This window comes from Peredibacter sp. HCB2-198 (assembly GCF_045999315.1).
Classification (GTDB): Bacteria; Bdellovibrionota; Bacteriovoracia; order Bacteriovoracales; family Bacteriovoracaceae; genus Peredibacter.
The window spans coordinates 3,670,251-3,686,031 of sequence record NZ_CP174607.1; the positions used below are offsets into that span (position 1 = coordinate 3,670,251).

Genomic DNA, 15,781 nt, shown 5'->3' on the forward strand with positions numbered 1-15,781 from the left:
GCTATGATGCCTTCATGGAAAAGACTCTACTCCCCTCTGATATTAAACTTTTTGTGACTGATAGTGCTGTTCGCCAAATTCAGTTAATGCAAGAAAATGACTATACCCTGGAAGGCCTATCATTCCGTATTAAAATTGGCGGAAAAGGCTGCGAAGGATTTACTTATGACACTGGTTTCTCTGAGCTTCATGCAGACGATCTGGTGATCAAACAAAGCTACCCTCTGATTAATTTTGAACTAACGGTCCTGATTGATCCTTTTACGGCTTTCTATACCCAGGAAGCTACATTAGACTATTTGCTAGATATATCTAGTAACGAAGAAGGTTTCATCCTGACAAACGCCGCCGATGGACAACATCGCGGGAAGTTCTTCAAGGACGAGTCTCGACTTCCACCTTGGGGGAAGAAATGAAAGAGATCTCTCTCGATTACCGTTATCTCAAGGCCTTCATGGTCACTTCTCGTTATCTGAATTTCTCTAAGGCCGCCCAAGAACTCAATATTGCCCAATCGGCCGTTAGTCGCCAAATTAAGCTTTTAGAGGCCTCAGTGGGCGACCAACTTATTATTCGTTCTTCGAAAAAAGTCCTTCTAACTGAAAAGGGCCAGGCCCTCTTAACTGAGCTCGCTCATTTTGAAGAAAGGGTTCAGGACATTTTCTTTGGCCATATGAACAAGACCATCCGAGTGGGAATCCTACAAGGGGTACTTGAGACCTGGTTTAATGACATCATGGTGGAATTCACCAAGCACAGTAAGCATCAGCTTATGGTGGAAGTGAATACTCTGGATCAGCTAAAAGAAAAACTCCATAACGGAAAGTATGATCTCATCTTCACCACTGAGAACATTCAGAGTGAGCTTGCGAGTTCCCTGAAGCTTTTTGAAGAGAAAATGGTCCTAATCAGTAAGAATGAAATTAATCCTAAAGAGGCCTCTGAGTACCCGTGGATTGTTTATTCAGAACAGGATCACCTCTTCCAACTGAATAAAAAGCGTTCTAGTAAAATCATTGTCGTGAACTCCATCACGACCATCTTGAAGCTGGTTAAACGTGGAGTGGGAATCGCCATTGTGCCAGAACACACCATTGATCAAGATCAACATCTCAAGACCTATGACCTTAAAGGGCTTCAGAAAGGTTATATTCACCTTTCAAGTCTTAACTTCAAGACCATGCCGGAACACATTAAGCAATTAGTTGATGTGATTAAGAAGCGCTAGAACTGACAAGACATTTTGCCGGAAAGAATTTTTCCGTCTTCACAGACTGTGACTTCAACAAACTCTTTATCTGCATAACCCTTAAGAGAATAAAGTTTTTCCAGAACTTCACCAGAGCTATAACCGGACTTTCTAAGATATGGCCAGCGCACTTTAACACCCACAACTTCAACTCCCTCAGGAACACCGAAATGAATGCCAGATTCATTCTGAGAAGGAAGTCCGCCCTGAGTGTATTCCACCCAACGACGCTGAACGATTTTTTTGTTTTTGCTTTGAGTGTAAAGCATCACCATGGCGCCGATACCTTCCGTATTCGACTTAATTCCATGGAGATGAACTTTAATCGCCTTCTTACCAATGGTCTTGTTTTGATTCTCAAATAAGTACAAACGAGGGGCGATATCGGCCTTTCGAATATTGTTTTGTGAAGTCAAAATATCTGGGAGACCATCACGGTTCACATCAATTTGAATCGTTCCGGTTGGGTTCACCACATCAATCCCCGCCTGAGATCCAACGTTTACAAAGGCGCGGGTCTCGTCCTGTTCAAATAAAACCAGGCGAGAAAACGGAGGGAAACCAGAGTTATCTACCACCAGATCAATCTTGCCATCCAAATTGTAGTCCATCCAAACTGCTCTTCTGTCACCTTGGTTCCAAGACTCAGAAGAAGCATCACTCACATATTCGGTACGGATGAAGTAAGGCGGATAAGTTTCTTTGGAGCCAGTCAGGATGCTGGATTTATCGACGGATTCATTGTCGTAGGCGTGAGACAATTCCCCGACAAAAATATCCATCAGACCATCGTCATTATAATCCGTACACGCACTAAAGAATGAACGGCCACCACCGGTCGGGATAAGACTTCCATCTGGATCAGAGGCATAATTTGTGACTGGCCCCAGATCATCAAAGAAGCGCTCACCTGTTCGCGGTTCTTTGATATTCATCCAAAGTTTATTTTTATGTCCTGATGAAGAGACCGTCATGATGTCCGGGTATCCGTTCTGATCAATATCACAGATCGAAGCGCCATAGGTCGGTTTGGCGTTAGGAGGATAGAGCTGATCTGATTTCTTGTCTGACTCCCCTTTCAAAAAAGACGAAACATCCTCGAACTTCCCTTTATTGTTTCGGAGAAGTCTGTCGGCCACAGGAATGTACTGACCATTTTTATTTTCATACCAGTTTGAGACAAAGATGTCCGCCCAACCATCTAAATCATAATCTAGGATTGTGAGACTAGATGTCGGTTCAACCGGTAAATTAATGGCATTAGGTTCTTCGGTAAATTTTAGTTTTCCTTCCCAAACCGATCCCACATACAACTTGATGGGGATCTGACTGATCTCGCTTCTTTGATTTAAAACTCCCGCCAAAAGATCCGGAACACGGTCTTTATTCAGGTCATAAATCAGAATGAAACTGGCCTTAAAATCTAAAGGCAAAGGATCGTTCTCCCAGGGTTTAAATTTCTTGGCCTCGCGATCAAAAACATAAAACTTTGGACGAGAGTAATAAGTCGGGAGAATGACCAGATCAGTGTAACCATCAAAGTTAAAATCCACCGCATTGAAGGTCACAGCAAACAGACCGTTTAATCCATAATCATTGGTCTTGTCTGCGAAAGTTCCACCCTCTCTGACAGTCGGGCCATAATTGGTGGTTTGAACTTTTTTAGAAAGGGAATTCAGTTCTTCAGCAAGCTCAATAGATTGTTCGTCCTCGCTCTTCTTCGGAGGAGTCGAACAGCCTAGAACAATAAGGGAAAGGAGACCCACATGAGTGAGTCTCCTTAAGAATGTATTAGAAATCAATGATGTCAAAACCGAATCCATCACGCTCACTTACTGCTTTTGAAATCTTAGGAATGAGCTTGTCATAGCTAGAGTTCAGGCGCTTATAGTTGCGAGTGAATGATTGACGGCTGTCACGACAGATAAGTTCTGTTAAGTGAGTCACGTACTCTTTATCTTTATCAGAAACATCTGTGCGGTTAAGAATTGATGTTGTACGAGAAAGAACTGACAACTGAGCGTAAAGTTCCATTGTCATGTTGGCGATTCTCATCTGCAGAAGCTCATTACCGATGATGTTCTTACCGAACTTCATGATGGTGTTCTCAACTGCAATTGAGAAATCTTTCATCATTGATACGAAGTGGTTTCCGTGAACTTCAAGGCTCGGGTGAACTTTTGTAAGGGTCTTAGAACCAAAACGCTTACTCATGCGCTTCTTAGCGAAGTCAGTTAACACACCTACTGACTTAATTGGATCCTGAATGGCCTTTGAAACGTCAGCAATTTTGCCGAGCTCTTTCAGATCATCTGAAGGACCTTTAATGCCAGAAAGGGCCGTGAAGATACGAAGGATTTCGTTTGTACCTTCGAAGATCAAGTTAATACGACAGTCACGCATAATACGCTCATAAGGATATTCCTTCATGTAAGCGTTACCAGCGGCGATCTGAGTTGCTTTATCAATCGTGTCCCAAAGTCTTTCTGAACAGTACACCTTACAGATAGCAGACTCATGCTCAAAGTGATGCATACCTTGAGTGATTTTACCTGTTGTCATGTAAACCATAGATTCACAAGCGTAGATATTGGCGGCCATGGTCGCCAGTTTTTCCTGGATCAGACCGAATTGATCAATCGTGCTTCCGAATTGTTTACGAGTTTTTGCTTGGGCCGTTGCAAGTTTTAGGATCATTTTCATCCCGCCCACTGAACCAGAACCAAGAGAAAGACGTCCTGTGTTCAGAACGTTCATGGCGATTTTGAAACCTTTACCTGGCTCGCCAATCATGTTCGAGGCCGGAACTTTAACATTATCAAAATAAACCGCGCGCGTTTCAGAAGCACGGATACCCATTTTGTCCTCTTTCTCGCCGAAAGAAACACCTTCTCTTTCTTTCTCTACGATAAAGCATGAGATCTTCTCGACTTTACCGCCTTTGCCATCATCATGTTCAGTTTTTGCAAATACTGAATAGAAACCGGCCATCCCAGCGTTAGTAATCCAAAGTTTTTGGCCATTGATGGTGTATGTTCCGTCAGAGTTTTTCGTGGCCTTTGTTTTAATCGAATAAGCATCCGAACCTGAACCCGGCTCAGTTAAACAGAAAGCGGCGAAAACTTCACCACTCGCTAGTTTTGGAAGCCAGTGTTTTTTTTGCTCTTCATTTCCTTCATTTAAAAGGGCCTTGTAACCAATTGATTGGTGAGCACCCAGAGTCGTCGCCACTGCACCATCGTATCCAGCAATTTGTGAGAAAACGCGAGCGTAAAGAGTTGTATCAAGACCAAGACCTCCGTGCTCCTCACCTACGGCAAGACCACAAAGACCCAGACCGGCAAGACCGTCCAGTACTTCCTTTGGAATTTTCGAATCTTTATCGAATTTTGGAGAATCAATATTGTCCTGAGCAAACTTATCAATTGCATCAACCATGGCCTTCGCCATTTCGATTTGGCTTTCTGAAAACTGTGGATAAGGGAAAACTTCATCCTCCATCACCTCACCGTAAAACAAACTGGCGACAATGGAAGGGATTTCTTTTTCATTCGTTTTTGCTGACATAAGGCCTCTTTGAGAAAGGAAAAAATTATACCTAAACATTATAAGGTGCGACCCGAATCAAAGTACAGAAAATCTAAAGAAAGGAGAACCGAACTAAAATCATCAACCATCTCACTCTGGGATAACAATACCCGACGACTGTGCTTCAATATAATTCACATTCTGAACGCTTGCACATCACATTAAATTTGATGACAATAAATTGATGATAAATAAAATCAAAGACTTCCTAAAAACCAAGCTTTCCCGTTTGAAGAAAGACTCTTCTGATCAAGAAGATATTTCTTCGCAACCTCCTTTTGAAGAAAACAAGCATGAAGTTCTTCCACCAGAAGATAAAACTGGTGAAGCTCCAATGCCGGTTTTAAAAACAAATTGGAAAGATAAGTTCTCTTCTTCTGTGCGTGATTTAAGAGCGAAAATGGGCTCAATCAACACAAAGGAATGGAAGCTCCCAGAGGGCTTTAAAACTAAAAGTGGCGAAGGTCTTTCTCTTCTTTCTCCAAGTCTAAGTAAAGGGATCGAAAAGTTTTTATCGCGTGAAGCGCGTGAACCTATTCATCAAGTGGCCACAGTCATCATCGTTTGTGGCATCACCTACACTCTTGGAAAGACCACGGCCTTAGTCCTTCGTGGAACTCCCGTTTTTGATTCTCCTCGTGACTACACTGTTTCTATTTCTCTCGAGAATGACTTCAATCCTGGCACTCTTAATCAGGTGAAAAGCATTAACCCTTTCCGTACCAATACAGGCGCCGCAAAAGGGCCAAAGAAAGTGGCCGATACAAAATGTGAAGAAGCTCAACAGACTTCTAACCTTCCGATCAAGTTAGTGAACACCATCGTTCTTCAGGACACGATTAAATCTCTCGCTTCAGTTCAAGTTAGAGGTGACCGTGATCTTCAAGAAGTTCGTGTTGGTGACTCGATTGACAACCTTGCCAAGATCTTCAAGATCACTCGTCTGGAAATTCTGGTGAAGAACCTTGAAAGTGGTGTTTGTGAATCCATTGCCTCTGATAAGGCAAGAGAAGTTCGCTCTCCCATTTCTGTCATGTCTCCGGCCCAAAGCCGTCAGTTCAAGGCCAACAAGAAAATGTCCGGTATCGACAATGTTGGTAACAAGTTCATGATTCAAAAAGGTCTACTAGACGAGAAGATGAAAGACATTGCTTCTATTCTGACTCAGGCCCGTGCAATTAAGATTCAGAACCCTGACGGTTCTCTCTCATTCAAATTAACTGAAATGGATCCACAAGGGATCTTCCCATATCTTGGTCTACAGGATCAGGACATCATTACCAGTATCAACGGTAAGCCGATTTATGACCTGAATGAAGTCATGGGACTATTTTCAAGAATTAAAAACCTGGAAAACCTTCAACTAGGGATTAAGCGTGAAGGTTCTGACTCTGTACAAGAGTATTCCATCAAAAAATAAGGACGAACGGAAATGAAGACAAGATGTCGTAATAAGCGTTTGATGAGCACCCTCATTTTTACCGCCCTTCTACTGTCGCAATATGAGGCACACGCGCAATTTAATAAATACCGTTCGCAGACGCGCTTTAATACGAACCGTGGAGATGGAACTCCTCCGGCCGATGTTCAACCTGCTTCCCCTTCTGCCAGTGATATTGAATCAATGTCTGCTGAAGACGCTGCTGCCGCTTTAAAGGCCGCAGAAAAAATTGAAAGCGCGGACGCTGATCCGGATCCAACTGAAGTTTCTGATGATGATGCTTTCGAGCCTGATAGTGATGACGATGCCAACCAAACGACATTTGGTAACCGTCCTTCTCCAGGTCTTAAGGCCCAACCTAAGAACAGCAAATACGTGAATCTTAACCCAGAGACCGCTTTCGGTCCTGAGATCGTTGAGAGTTTTGACTTTCCTGATACTGACATCATGGAAATCACAAAGCACATGCAGAAGCTTACAGGGATCAACCTGATCCTTGATAAAGATGTAAAAGGTAAAGTTTCAATCATCGCTCCTACTCCAATTACTGTAGGTGACGCTTGGAAAGCTTACCTTGCCGCTCTTAACATGGCCGGCTACTCGCTGATCAAGACTGGTGCTTTCTATAAAGTAATCAATGCTCGTGATATTCGTTACACTCCGACGAAGATCTATACTGGTAACTACACTCCTGACACTGAAAACTATGTGATGAGAGTGATTTCTCTTAAATCAGTATCGGCCGCTGAAATTGCCCGTAACTTCCGTCCCTTCATGTCTCGATACGGACGAATCATTGATATCAAGCAAACCAACACTATTATCATTGCCGATACCGGTTCAAACATTAACCGTCTCGCAAAGATGGTGAAGTTCCTGGATGTTCCGGGACACGAAGAATCACTTCAAATTGTGAAAGTGAAGAACTCATCGGCCCAAGAGATCGCGAAGCTTCTGGATAATATTCTTAAAGGTGGTTCTAGTGGTGCTGGTGCGAGAGCAGGTACTGCTACTCCACGTTTCACTGGCTCAACTGGCGGCGGAACAGAGTCAACCAGCATGATTTCTCGAATCATCGCTGAACCTAGAACAAACTCAATTATCGCCATGGCCAATGCTGAAGGAGCGAAACAACTTCGCGACCTGATCAACAAGCTAGACGTAAAGCTTATTTCTTCCGGTTCTAACCGTGTTCACGTTTACTACTTAAACTACGGTGACTCTGAAGAACTTTCTAAAACACTTTCAAGCATCGTGACTGGTGCTACTGCCAAAGATGGTGCTGCTGGTGGTGCAAGCCGCTTCACTTCTTTCTCTGGCCCTTCTGAGAACCCGATTTTTTCTGCTGAAGTAAAAATTACTTCAGATAAAAACAACAACGCTCTGGTTGTGACGGCCTCACCCACTGACTGGCTTACTCTTAAAGACGTAATTGGCCGCTTGGATATTCCTCGTGACCAGGTTTATGTAGAAGGTCTTATTCTTGAGGCCAACGTAGAAAAAGAAAGATCATTCGGGGTCGAATACGTTGGTGCTTACGGACAAGGAAACGCGGCACGTGCTGGTTTCACCAGTAAGTCTTCAAGTCTTCTTGGTCTCTTAAGTACAGGTGTTCCAACTTCACTTGGTGGTTTCTTCGCCGGCGCTGGTTTTGGTCCAACTCGTACAATTACAGTTCCGAACGCCACTGGTGGTGGTACCACTACTCAACGTGTGAATGCTCTTAACGCTTTCATCAAAGCGATTGTTTCTCACGCCAGCACTAACGTTCTGGCCACGCCTCAGATCCTGGCCCTGGATAACACAGAAGCAACGTTCGAAGTTGGTGATACAGTACCTATTCAGAACTCTACAATCTCCGGTACGGTTCAAAACTTCTCGACAACAAACCAGGAAGCGAAGCTTTCACTAAAGATCACTCCACAGATCAACAAAGTGACTCGTTTCGTGAAGCTTAAAATTAACCAGAAGATTGATGACTTTAAAGCGACTTCATCTGAAAACACTGGCCGCGGTCTTCCAACGACGACTCGTTCTGCTATCACCGAAGTGATGGTGCGTGACCGTGATACCATCGCCATGGGCGGTCTCCTTCGTGACCGTGAGGCAGTGGCCAATGCGAAAGTTCCAATTCTCGGAGATATTCCTGTACTAGGTTGGTTATTTAAAAACAAAAGTAGAACAATCCAGAAAGTGAATATTCTGTTCTTCATGACACCCAAAATTCTTTCTCCTTATGCTAAAACTGCCTCGGCCAACACGAAACAAGTGTTAGAAAGACGGGCCAAAGGTATGAAGGAGATGTTTGACGAGGATGAACAAGATCCTAACCAAAAAGCTTCGGAAGACTTAAATAAGAAACTGGATGCACAAATTGCCGGACCTCTTTACGACTTGTCTGATGCGGATCATTATAAGAATCTCAACAATGAAGACATTGGTCCAGACCAGGACGCTCCAGCAGAAGAATTCGAGACTCCTGACTATCAAGAGATTAGAAAATCGGTGCAATAACATATGAGTTTATCTAACGAAGTTTTTGAGAATGTAGAGCATAGTAAGGAAAAAATTGGTGAGCTTCTCATCAAGTACACTTCTCTTACCCGCTCTCAACTGGATGAGGCCCTAGAGGCCCAACGTGTGGAAGGTGGTCTTTTAGGAGACATTCTTCTTAAACGTAACTACATCCATCCTCATGACCTCATCAAGATTGTTTGTCATCAGATCGGCATTCCTTATCAGACGGACATCAAGATCGATGAGATTGATGCCAACGTGGTAAAAGATCTCTCCATCAACTACGCCAAGAACCATGAGGTTCTTCCGTGCATGGAAACTGATTTCTCAGTAACTGTGCTCATGAGTAACCCGTTTAACTTCAACGTGGTCAATGATCTTCACATGATCTACAAAAAAGAGATCAAGATCATTTGTACCACTCCCCTTCGTATTCAAGACGCCATTAACCGCGTTTATGAAAAGGCCAACCGTAACCTGGTTGACTCCATCGAAGATGAAGAGTTTGAAGAGAACCTGGATCTCGAAGGTCCAATTGATATCTTGGATGCCACGGCCGATGAAGCTCCGGTTATTCGTTTCGTGAACTCAATTATCTTCCGTGCCGTTAAAGAGCGCGCTTCCGATATTCACATCGAGCCCTATGAGCGAGATGTTGTTTATCGCTTCCGTATTAACGGGGTGATGACAGAAATCCTTCGCCAGCCGAAGAAAACTCACGCCGCGGTCTCTTCTCGTATTAAAGTTATGGCCCGCTTGGATATCGCTGAAAAGCGTCTTCCTCAAGATGGTCGTATTAAAATTAAAATTGCCGGTAAAGATATTGATATTCGTCTTTCGACTGTGCCTATTCAATCGGGTGAACGTATTGTTATGCGGGTACTCGAGAAAAACAACACGGCCCTTAATCTTGAAACACTTGGTTTCCGCGGTAAAGTTCTTGAAGGACTTCAAGAGCTCGGCGGACGCAAGCACGGGGTTCTTTACGTTACCGGTCCAACAGGTCATGGTAAAACAACGACCCTATTCGCTCTCTTAGATAGAATTAAAACTCCGGATAAAATGATCATTACCGTGGAAGACCCGGTAGAGTATGAGATCCCTGGAATCTCTCAGATCCAGGTGAATCACAAAATTGAACTCACCTTCGCGGTGGCCCTTCGTTCGATTCTTCGTCAGAACCCGGACGTGGTGATGATCGGGGAAACCCGTGACCGTGAAACAGCAGAGATCGCGATTAACGCCTCGTTAACGGGTCACTTTGTGTTGTCTACTCTTCACACCAACGACGCGTCTTCTGCACCTACTCGTTTGATTGATATGGGTGTTCAACCGTTCTTGATTTCATCATCTCTGGCAGGAGTACTTGCTCAGCGACTTATTCGTACGCTGTGCTCGGCCTGTAAGCAAAGAACAACTCTTTCTGATTTTGAAAAAGTAATTCTTGATGTGGACGATATTCCAGATAGCGCCACTATTTTCAAACCAGTTGGCTGTCCTCGTTGTTCAAACACAGGATACTCTGGTCGTACCGTTGTGTCGGAACTTCTCATGATGAATGATGAAATCCGCGCTCTGATTATTCAAAAAACCGATGCGGCCACCATTAAGAAGGCCGCTGTTCGCGCCGGCATGAGAACTCTCCGTGGTGATGCCCTCGATAAGATTTACGAAGGTATTACATCGGTAGAAGAAGTGATGCGCGCAATTAACGCAGAAGAGACAGAATAATGCCTATTTACTCTTATAGAGGAATGGATCGAAGCGGAAAAGAAATCAAGAACACGATTAACGTGGAAAGCATTGCTGCCGCAAAACAGCGTGTGAAATCCATGGGCATCATGCTGATTGATATCAAGGAGCAAAAGGCCCAAGGTACTTCTGGCGGTAGTTCTCTTCTTCAATTACGCGGAAGTGTGAACGTAGAAGACCTGGCGATGATGACTCGTCAGCTCGCGACTCTTATTAAAGCAAAAATTCAGATCGTAGAGGCCCTTGCTGCCCTGGTAGACCAGGTAGACAACCCTAACCTACGTCTGGTTCTGGCGGATCTAAGACAAAAAGTTAACGAAGGTGCATCTTTGGCGAAGGCCCTTCAAGATCACCCAAAAGTTTTCAACTCTGTTTATGTCAACATGGTTGAGGCCGGTGAGGCCTCGGGTACACTCGAAATCGTACTTCTCCGTCTGGCCGACTTTACTGAAGCTCAAGTGAAACTAAAAAACAAAATCAAAGGTGCCATGACCTATCCGGTTATTATGGCCGTCTTTGGTTTTGCCATGATGAACGTTATTTTCATTTTCGTTATTCCGAAAATGGCGAAAATCTTTACTTCGACCAAGCGCGAACTTCCGATGATCACCAAGATTTGTATTTGGATTTCGGAATTTCTTCAAAACTACTGGTGGCTTCTCATCGCCTCAATTGTGGGCGGCGCATTTTTAATTAATAAATACGTCAACAGTCCTAAGGGTCGTGCCCAGTGGCACTCTCTTCAATTAAAGCTTCCCGTTTTAGGAATGTTGATTAAAATGATCAACGTAAGCCGATTCTGCTCAACTCTTGGAACCCTGATGAATTCTGGGGTGCCAATTTTGACCGCCATGAATATCGTGAAAAACCTTATTCCGAACGTTCATATGAAAGATGCAGTAGAAAAGGCCCGTGTTTCGGTTTCTGAAGGTGCTTCGATCACAGGCCCATTGATCCAAAGTGGTTATTTTCCGGCCCTTGTGACCCATATGATCCGTCTGGGTGAGCGCTCAGGGGAATTGGAGCCGATGCTAAAAATTATTTCGGAAAACTATGAGGATCAAGTAGAATCAAAAATCAGTGGATTGACCTCTATCCTTGAGCCCATCATGATGATTTGTCTTGGTGTTGCAGTAGGTTTTATCGTATTTGCGGTGGTTATCCCGATGATGGATCTGAACAAAATTAGTTAAGAAGGAGCTCGTATGCTGAAAAATACAACTAAGATCGTTGCCTCTCAAAATGGGATGAGCTTGATCGAGATCTTGATCGCCCTGACCCTACTAGGTCTTGCTGGTACATTCGTTGCCGGTAAAGTAACTGAACGTCTACAAGAAGGTCAGGTACAAACGGCAAAAATCCAAATCCGTTCAATTTCTGAGCGACTGAAAGAATTCCGTCGTGACTGTAACTTTATTCCAACTACTGACCAGGGCCTTGATGCACTTGTTGAAAAGCCAACTGGTGGCCGTGAATGTAAGCGTTACGCTCCGGGCGGTTATATCGAAGGCGGTAAAGTACCTCTAGATCCATGGGATGGTGAGTACATTTACGAGTCAGACGGTAAAACATTTACCATCATCTCCCTAGGTGCAGATAACGCCGAAGGTGGTGAAGGTGCTGATGCCGACATCAACTCAAAAGATCTTTAATTCTCATAAGGGCCACCAGTCCGGATTTGCGTTAATTGAAATCCTGGTGGCCCTTCTTTTAGGTGCTCTGGTTTTCCTGGCCGTACCTTCTGGTGACAGTGCTCAAAAACATAGGGACTTACAAACGACCATCGACGACATCGATCGCTCCGTCCGTTTTGCTTCAAACGAAGCTGTTTTAAGAAACACCGTTGTTCGTCTTCGCTTCTCTTTGGACAAAGCACCCGTGGAATATACCGTGGAATACGGTCCGGCCGGAAATATGGCCCTCCCCGATCTTCAGGAAAAAACGGGGGCCCTTTCTCTAGCAGAAGAGAAGGCCGAAAAAGAACAGAACGCGGCCCTTGATCGAAACTTTACTAAAGTAGAAGAGTTCGAAGAAATTAAGCGTGAAATTCATCCAGACGTGACCATTCTGGGTCTGGCCACTTCGGCCCAAAAACGCCTTTTCACTGACAACGACGCCTCTATTTATTTCTACCCGACTGGTGAGAAAGATGGCGCCATTGTTTTCTTCTCCACTAATGAAGAGTTCGCATACCTTGAAATTGAACCATTCATGACAGAAACCAATGCCGGATTTCAAACTCTCGCCACAGACTCCGTGGCCAAACTGGAAGATATCCTTCAAACTAGAGTGGAAGAAACTTACAAGCAGTGGATTGGTAAATGAAGCAAAACGAGAAAGGATTCTCCCTTTTAGAGGTCATGATTGCCCTGACCCTCTTTGCTTTTTTTGTCACGGCCTTTTTGACCAGCCAAGGTTATAACGTTGCCGACTCTACCCTTTCCGAAGAGCAGCTGATGCTTCAACAGCTTTGTGAAAGAAAGATCAACGAACTGGTCATTGATCCTCCAAAATTCTCCAACGCTCAGACTAATTTAAAAGAGACCAAAACCTTTGAAGAGTCGGATCTTAAAAATTATGAATACACGTTGGAAATGAAGAAACTCACAGTTCCGGATTTTGCCCAACTCTTTGCTCAAAAAGATGCCACTTCTGAAGAGGCCAAAGACAGCTACGAAGGAAACTATTTTGGAAATAACCAGAACAGTCCTAATCGAAATTCGAGCCTAGAGAAAATGGTCTTCGAAGAGCTGAAGAAAAATATTGAACGGGTCATTTGGCAGGCCCGAGTTACCGTCACTAACAAAGACACAAAGTACACTTATACACTATCGACATATTTGACGAACTATAATGAAAAGATCCAACTCAACATCGGTTTTTAACGACCGGGGTTTTACATTAATTGAGATCTTAATTGCCATTACACTTTTGGCCTTCATCACGCTCGCCGTTGTGAACGTGACGGAGAACGCTTTCCTCACGAAAGACCGCACCACTGAGATCAATAAAAACAATCTTCAAATTGAAACGGCCATGAGCCGTTTTGAGTGGGACTTTGCTCAAATCTATTCTCCTTTGTATTTTTCTACTGTCATGAACCTGAACCAGAACAACATGAATCAGTATGGAAACAATCCAAACGGTGGTTTCGCAGATGGTAGTACAACTGGGTCTACTCAAGGTGGAAACCAGGCCGGAATGAACAGTCCTCTTCTTCAACAGTATTACGAACAATTGGTGACACGCTTTGAGAGAAATGAGCATTTCATGGCCGTTTCAAAAGAAGGTTTCCCGATTCCTCGCTTCTACTCCCCGGATAAAAGTACTTTCGAGTTCTTTACGTCCTCGAATCGCAGAAAGCTTCAGAACATGAAGCAATCTCACTTTGCTTGGGTCCGTTATGCCCTTGCTCCTCAGCAGGAACTTCCAAGCGAAGAAGGACAAGAACAGAATTCAAACATTCCGAAGTCCCTTCGTAGTCTTGTTCGTTACTATACGGCCGATGATCCTTATTCAGATAAACGCATCAACATTGATGACGTGGACAGAGTAAAAGGTGCGGTCCTGCTTAGAAATGTTGAAACTCTTGAGTTCCAATTTTGGAATTTGAATACTCGCAAATGGGAAACGAACATCAAGACAGTTCCTCAAGGGGAAAATGTCCTTCATGGTGTACGAGTGACCGTGAGCTGGTATGACTCTGCCGGAAATAAGAGAACAACTTCCCGTATTTTTCGTACTCACTGGCCGCTAGTGGTCCCTCAGGACCCAGCAACTAACACCAATGTTCAAGGTGGGATGACCACAGGAAATACCACCGGCACGATGAGTAACCAAAGTGGAGATAATGATGGGTTTTAAAAAAGACCTCCAGAAGATCATGAATAATGAACGCGGTATCGCGCTCATGATGATTCTTACTGCCATCATCATTCTCATGGCGATCTATGGTGAATTTACTTTCGAGTCAAAAATCAGCCGTATTAAGGCCACCAATATTCTTGACCGCTCTCAGGCAAAACTTCTGGCCGAATCCGGTCTTCAATTAGCGATGACCCGTCTTCGCCTTTATAAAGAGGCCTATAATTACGTTCAAGGTAATCAAAACGCCAAACAAGCTGTTTCTTCGCAGCTTCTGAACCAACTTTGGGAAGTTCCTTTCATCTACCCTATTCCAGTGGGGGGAAATGCCACCCGTGCCTTTAAAGACACCGTAGAAAAATTTGAGTTTGAGTCTCTTCTTGATGGCCAGATGAAAGTATCCATTCAGAACATCTCAAACCGTTTGAATCTCAACATGCTTCGAATTGATATGACGAAGTTTAATCCAGACCAGAGCGTGGACGATGGCCAGGATGAAAACTCGACCCTTAATATGAATGAAGGTGCGATCCTGACAGACGTGTCTGTGGACCAGTCTCTTTTCTTTCTTTTAAAACGCCTGGTAGATGATAAAAAAGAAAAAGATGAGGCGTTTGCTGATCGCTACGGCTCGATTAATTACCAGGAACTTCTGACAAACCTTAAATACTACATGTCAGACTACCAGAGTATGAACCAGGATCCACTGGTAGGTGAAGCAGAATCCAATTTCCAGCAGATCCCTCTTGCTCCGAAGTACGGCCCCTTAAGTTCGGCCAGCGAGCTTTATACGATTCCAGGTTGGAACGATGAATTGATTGAACTTATTCATAACGAGTTCAGCGTTTATCCTTCAACTCAAATTGATTTCAATAAACTCACAACGAATATGTTCAAGATTCTCATTCCTCAGGCGACTGATGATGACATCAAGGAATTTTTCATCTGGAGAGATGATCCGGAACAACCTCGTTTCTTAAACTCACTGGAAGACTTTAAAAAATACATCGTTCAAGACAAGCACCTGATGAACGAGACCGATTTTGATAACCGTATGAAGCTTTTCCAGCAAAAAGGTATTAGCTTCGGATCAAACCCTAACCTTTTTAAAATCGTTTCTGAAGGCTCTTACAACCGCTCAAATTACACTTTGGTGGCCTACGTGGTCCTTCCAAAAAACTCTGTGGGTCAGGCCACTGCTGGAACTACAGGGAGCACAGGCACGACTACTGGCACTACCACAGGCGGCTCTACAACCGGCACCACAACCGGTGGTTCAACCACAGGCGGAACTACTGCGGGCGCGAATCAAAACGCTCAACTACTCGAGCCGCGTATCATAGAAATCCAAATCAATTAATCAGTAATTA

At 43.9% G+C, this 15,781-nt stretch carries 13 protein-coding genes; 11 read left to right on the forward strand and 2 right to left on the reverse strand.

Features of this window, described 5'->3' with window-relative positions:
• The first annotated feature begins 14 nt into the window (after nt 1-14).
• Both ACJVC5_RS18430 and ACJVC5_RS18435 read left to right on the forward strand, forming a co-directional pair.
• The gene (locus tag ACJVC5_RS18430; protein WP_408097017.1) at nt 15-416 is read left to right on the forward strand and encodes a HesB/IscA family protein; all 402 of its coding nucleotides are present in this window, start codon (nt 15-17) and stop codon (nt 414-416) included.
• Nucleotides 413-1,228 (forward strand): LysR family transcriptional regulator, encoded by an 816-nt coding sequence (locus tag ACJVC5_RS18435; RefSeq protein WP_408097018.1) that lies wholly within the window; start codon nt 413-415, stop codon nt 1,226-1,228. The genes ACJVC5_RS18430 and ACJVC5_RS18435 overlap by 4 nt, the downstream gene beginning before the upstream one ends.
• Here ACJVC5_RS18435 and ACJVC5_RS18440 read toward each other — a convergent pair.
• Nucleotides 1,225-3,015, reverse strand: a complete 1,791-nt coding sequence (locus ACJVC5_RS18440) for an FG-GAP repeat domain-containing protein (protein ID WP_408097019.1) — start codon at nt 3,013-3,015, stop codon at nt 1,225-1,227. The two genes, ACJVC5_RS18435 and ACJVC5_RS18440, sit on opposite strands and share 4 nt — an antisense overlap.
• Nucleotides 3,016-3,040: 25 nt before the next feature.
• On the reverse strand, nt 3,041-4,816 hold the full coding sequence (locus tag ACJVC5_RS18445) for an acyl-CoA dehydrogenase family protein (RefSeq protein ID WP_408097020.1): 1,776 nt from the start codon (nt 4,814-4,816) through the stop codon (nt 3,041-3,043).
• A gap of 205 nt (nt 4,817-5,021) precedes the next feature.
• Between ACJVC5_RS18445 and ACJVC5_RS18450 the strand changes: the two genes are divergently transcribed.
• The 9 genes from ACJVC5_RS18450 to ACJVC5_RS18490 are packed head-to-tail and all read left to right on the forward strand — an operon-like array spanning nt 5,022 to nt 15,771.
• Nucleotides 5,022-6,257: a hypothetical protein gene (locus tag ACJVC5_RS18450; RefSeq protein ID WP_408097021.1), complete on the forward strand. Its 1,236-nt coding sequence runs from the start codon at nt 5,022-5,024 to the stop codon at nt 6,255-6,257.
• 12 nt (nt 6,258-6,269) lie between these two features.
• Complete coding sequence (gspD, locus tag ACJVC5_RS18455) at nt 6,270-8,792, forward strand: type II secretion system secretin GspD (protein WP_408097022.1); 2,523 nt, start codon at nt 6,270-6,272, stop codon at nt 8,790-8,792.
• A 3-nt stretch (nt 8,793-8,795) separates the two neighbouring features.
• A complete protein-coding gene (gspE, locus tag ACJVC5_RS18460) occupies nt 8,796-10,526 on the forward strand; it encodes a type II secretion system ATPase GspE (protein ID WP_408097023.1) in 1,731 nt (576 codons plus the stop codon).
• Nucleotides 10,526-11,740, forward strand: a complete 1,215-nt coding sequence (gene gspF / locus ACJVC5_RS18465; RefSeq protein WP_408097024.1) for a type II secretion system inner membrane protein GspF — start codon at nt 10,526-10,528, stop codon at nt 11,738-11,740. The genes gspE and gspF overlap by 1 nt, the downstream gene beginning before the upstream one ends.
• A gap of 12 nt (nt 11,741-11,752) precedes the next feature.
• Nucleotides 11,753-12,199, forward strand: coding sequence for a type II secretion system major pseudopilin GspG (gene gspG, locus ACJVC5_RS18470; RefSeq protein ID WP_408097025.1), 447 nt, complete (start codon nt 11,753-11,755; stop codon nt 12,197-12,199).
• Nucleotides 12,171-12,872 (forward strand): pilus assembly FimT family protein, encoded by a 702-nt coding sequence (locus ACJVC5_RS18475; protein ID WP_408099256.1) that lies wholly within the window; start codon nt 12,171-12,173, stop codon nt 12,870-12,872. Before gspG ends, ACJVC5_RS18475 begins: the two co-directional genes overlap by 29 nt.
• Entirely contained in the window at nt 12,869-13,432 is a 564-nt protein-coding gene (locus ACJVC5_RS18480; protein ID WP_408097026.1) for a type IV pilus modification PilV family protein, read from the forward strand. The genes ACJVC5_RS18475 and ACJVC5_RS18480 overlap by 4 nt, the downstream gene beginning before the upstream one ends.
• The gene (locus ACJVC5_RS18485; protein ID WP_408097027.1) at nt 13,401-14,411 is read left to right on the forward strand and encodes a PulJ/GspJ family protein; all 1,011 of its coding nucleotides are present in this window, start codon (nt 13,401-13,403) and stop codon (nt 14,409-14,411) included. Before ACJVC5_RS18480 ends, ACJVC5_RS18485 begins: the two co-directional genes overlap by 32 nt.
• Nucleotides 14,398-15,771 carry a general secretion pathway protein GspK gene (locus tag ACJVC5_RS18490; protein WP_408097028.1) on the forward strand — a complete coding sequence of 458 codons (1,374 nt, stop codon included), beginning with the start codon at nt 14,398-14,400 and terminating at the stop codon, nt 15,769-15,771. The genes ACJVC5_RS18485 and ACJVC5_RS18490 overlap by 14 nt, the downstream gene beginning before the upstream one ends.
• Nucleotides 15,772-15,781: the final 10 nt, after the last annotated feature.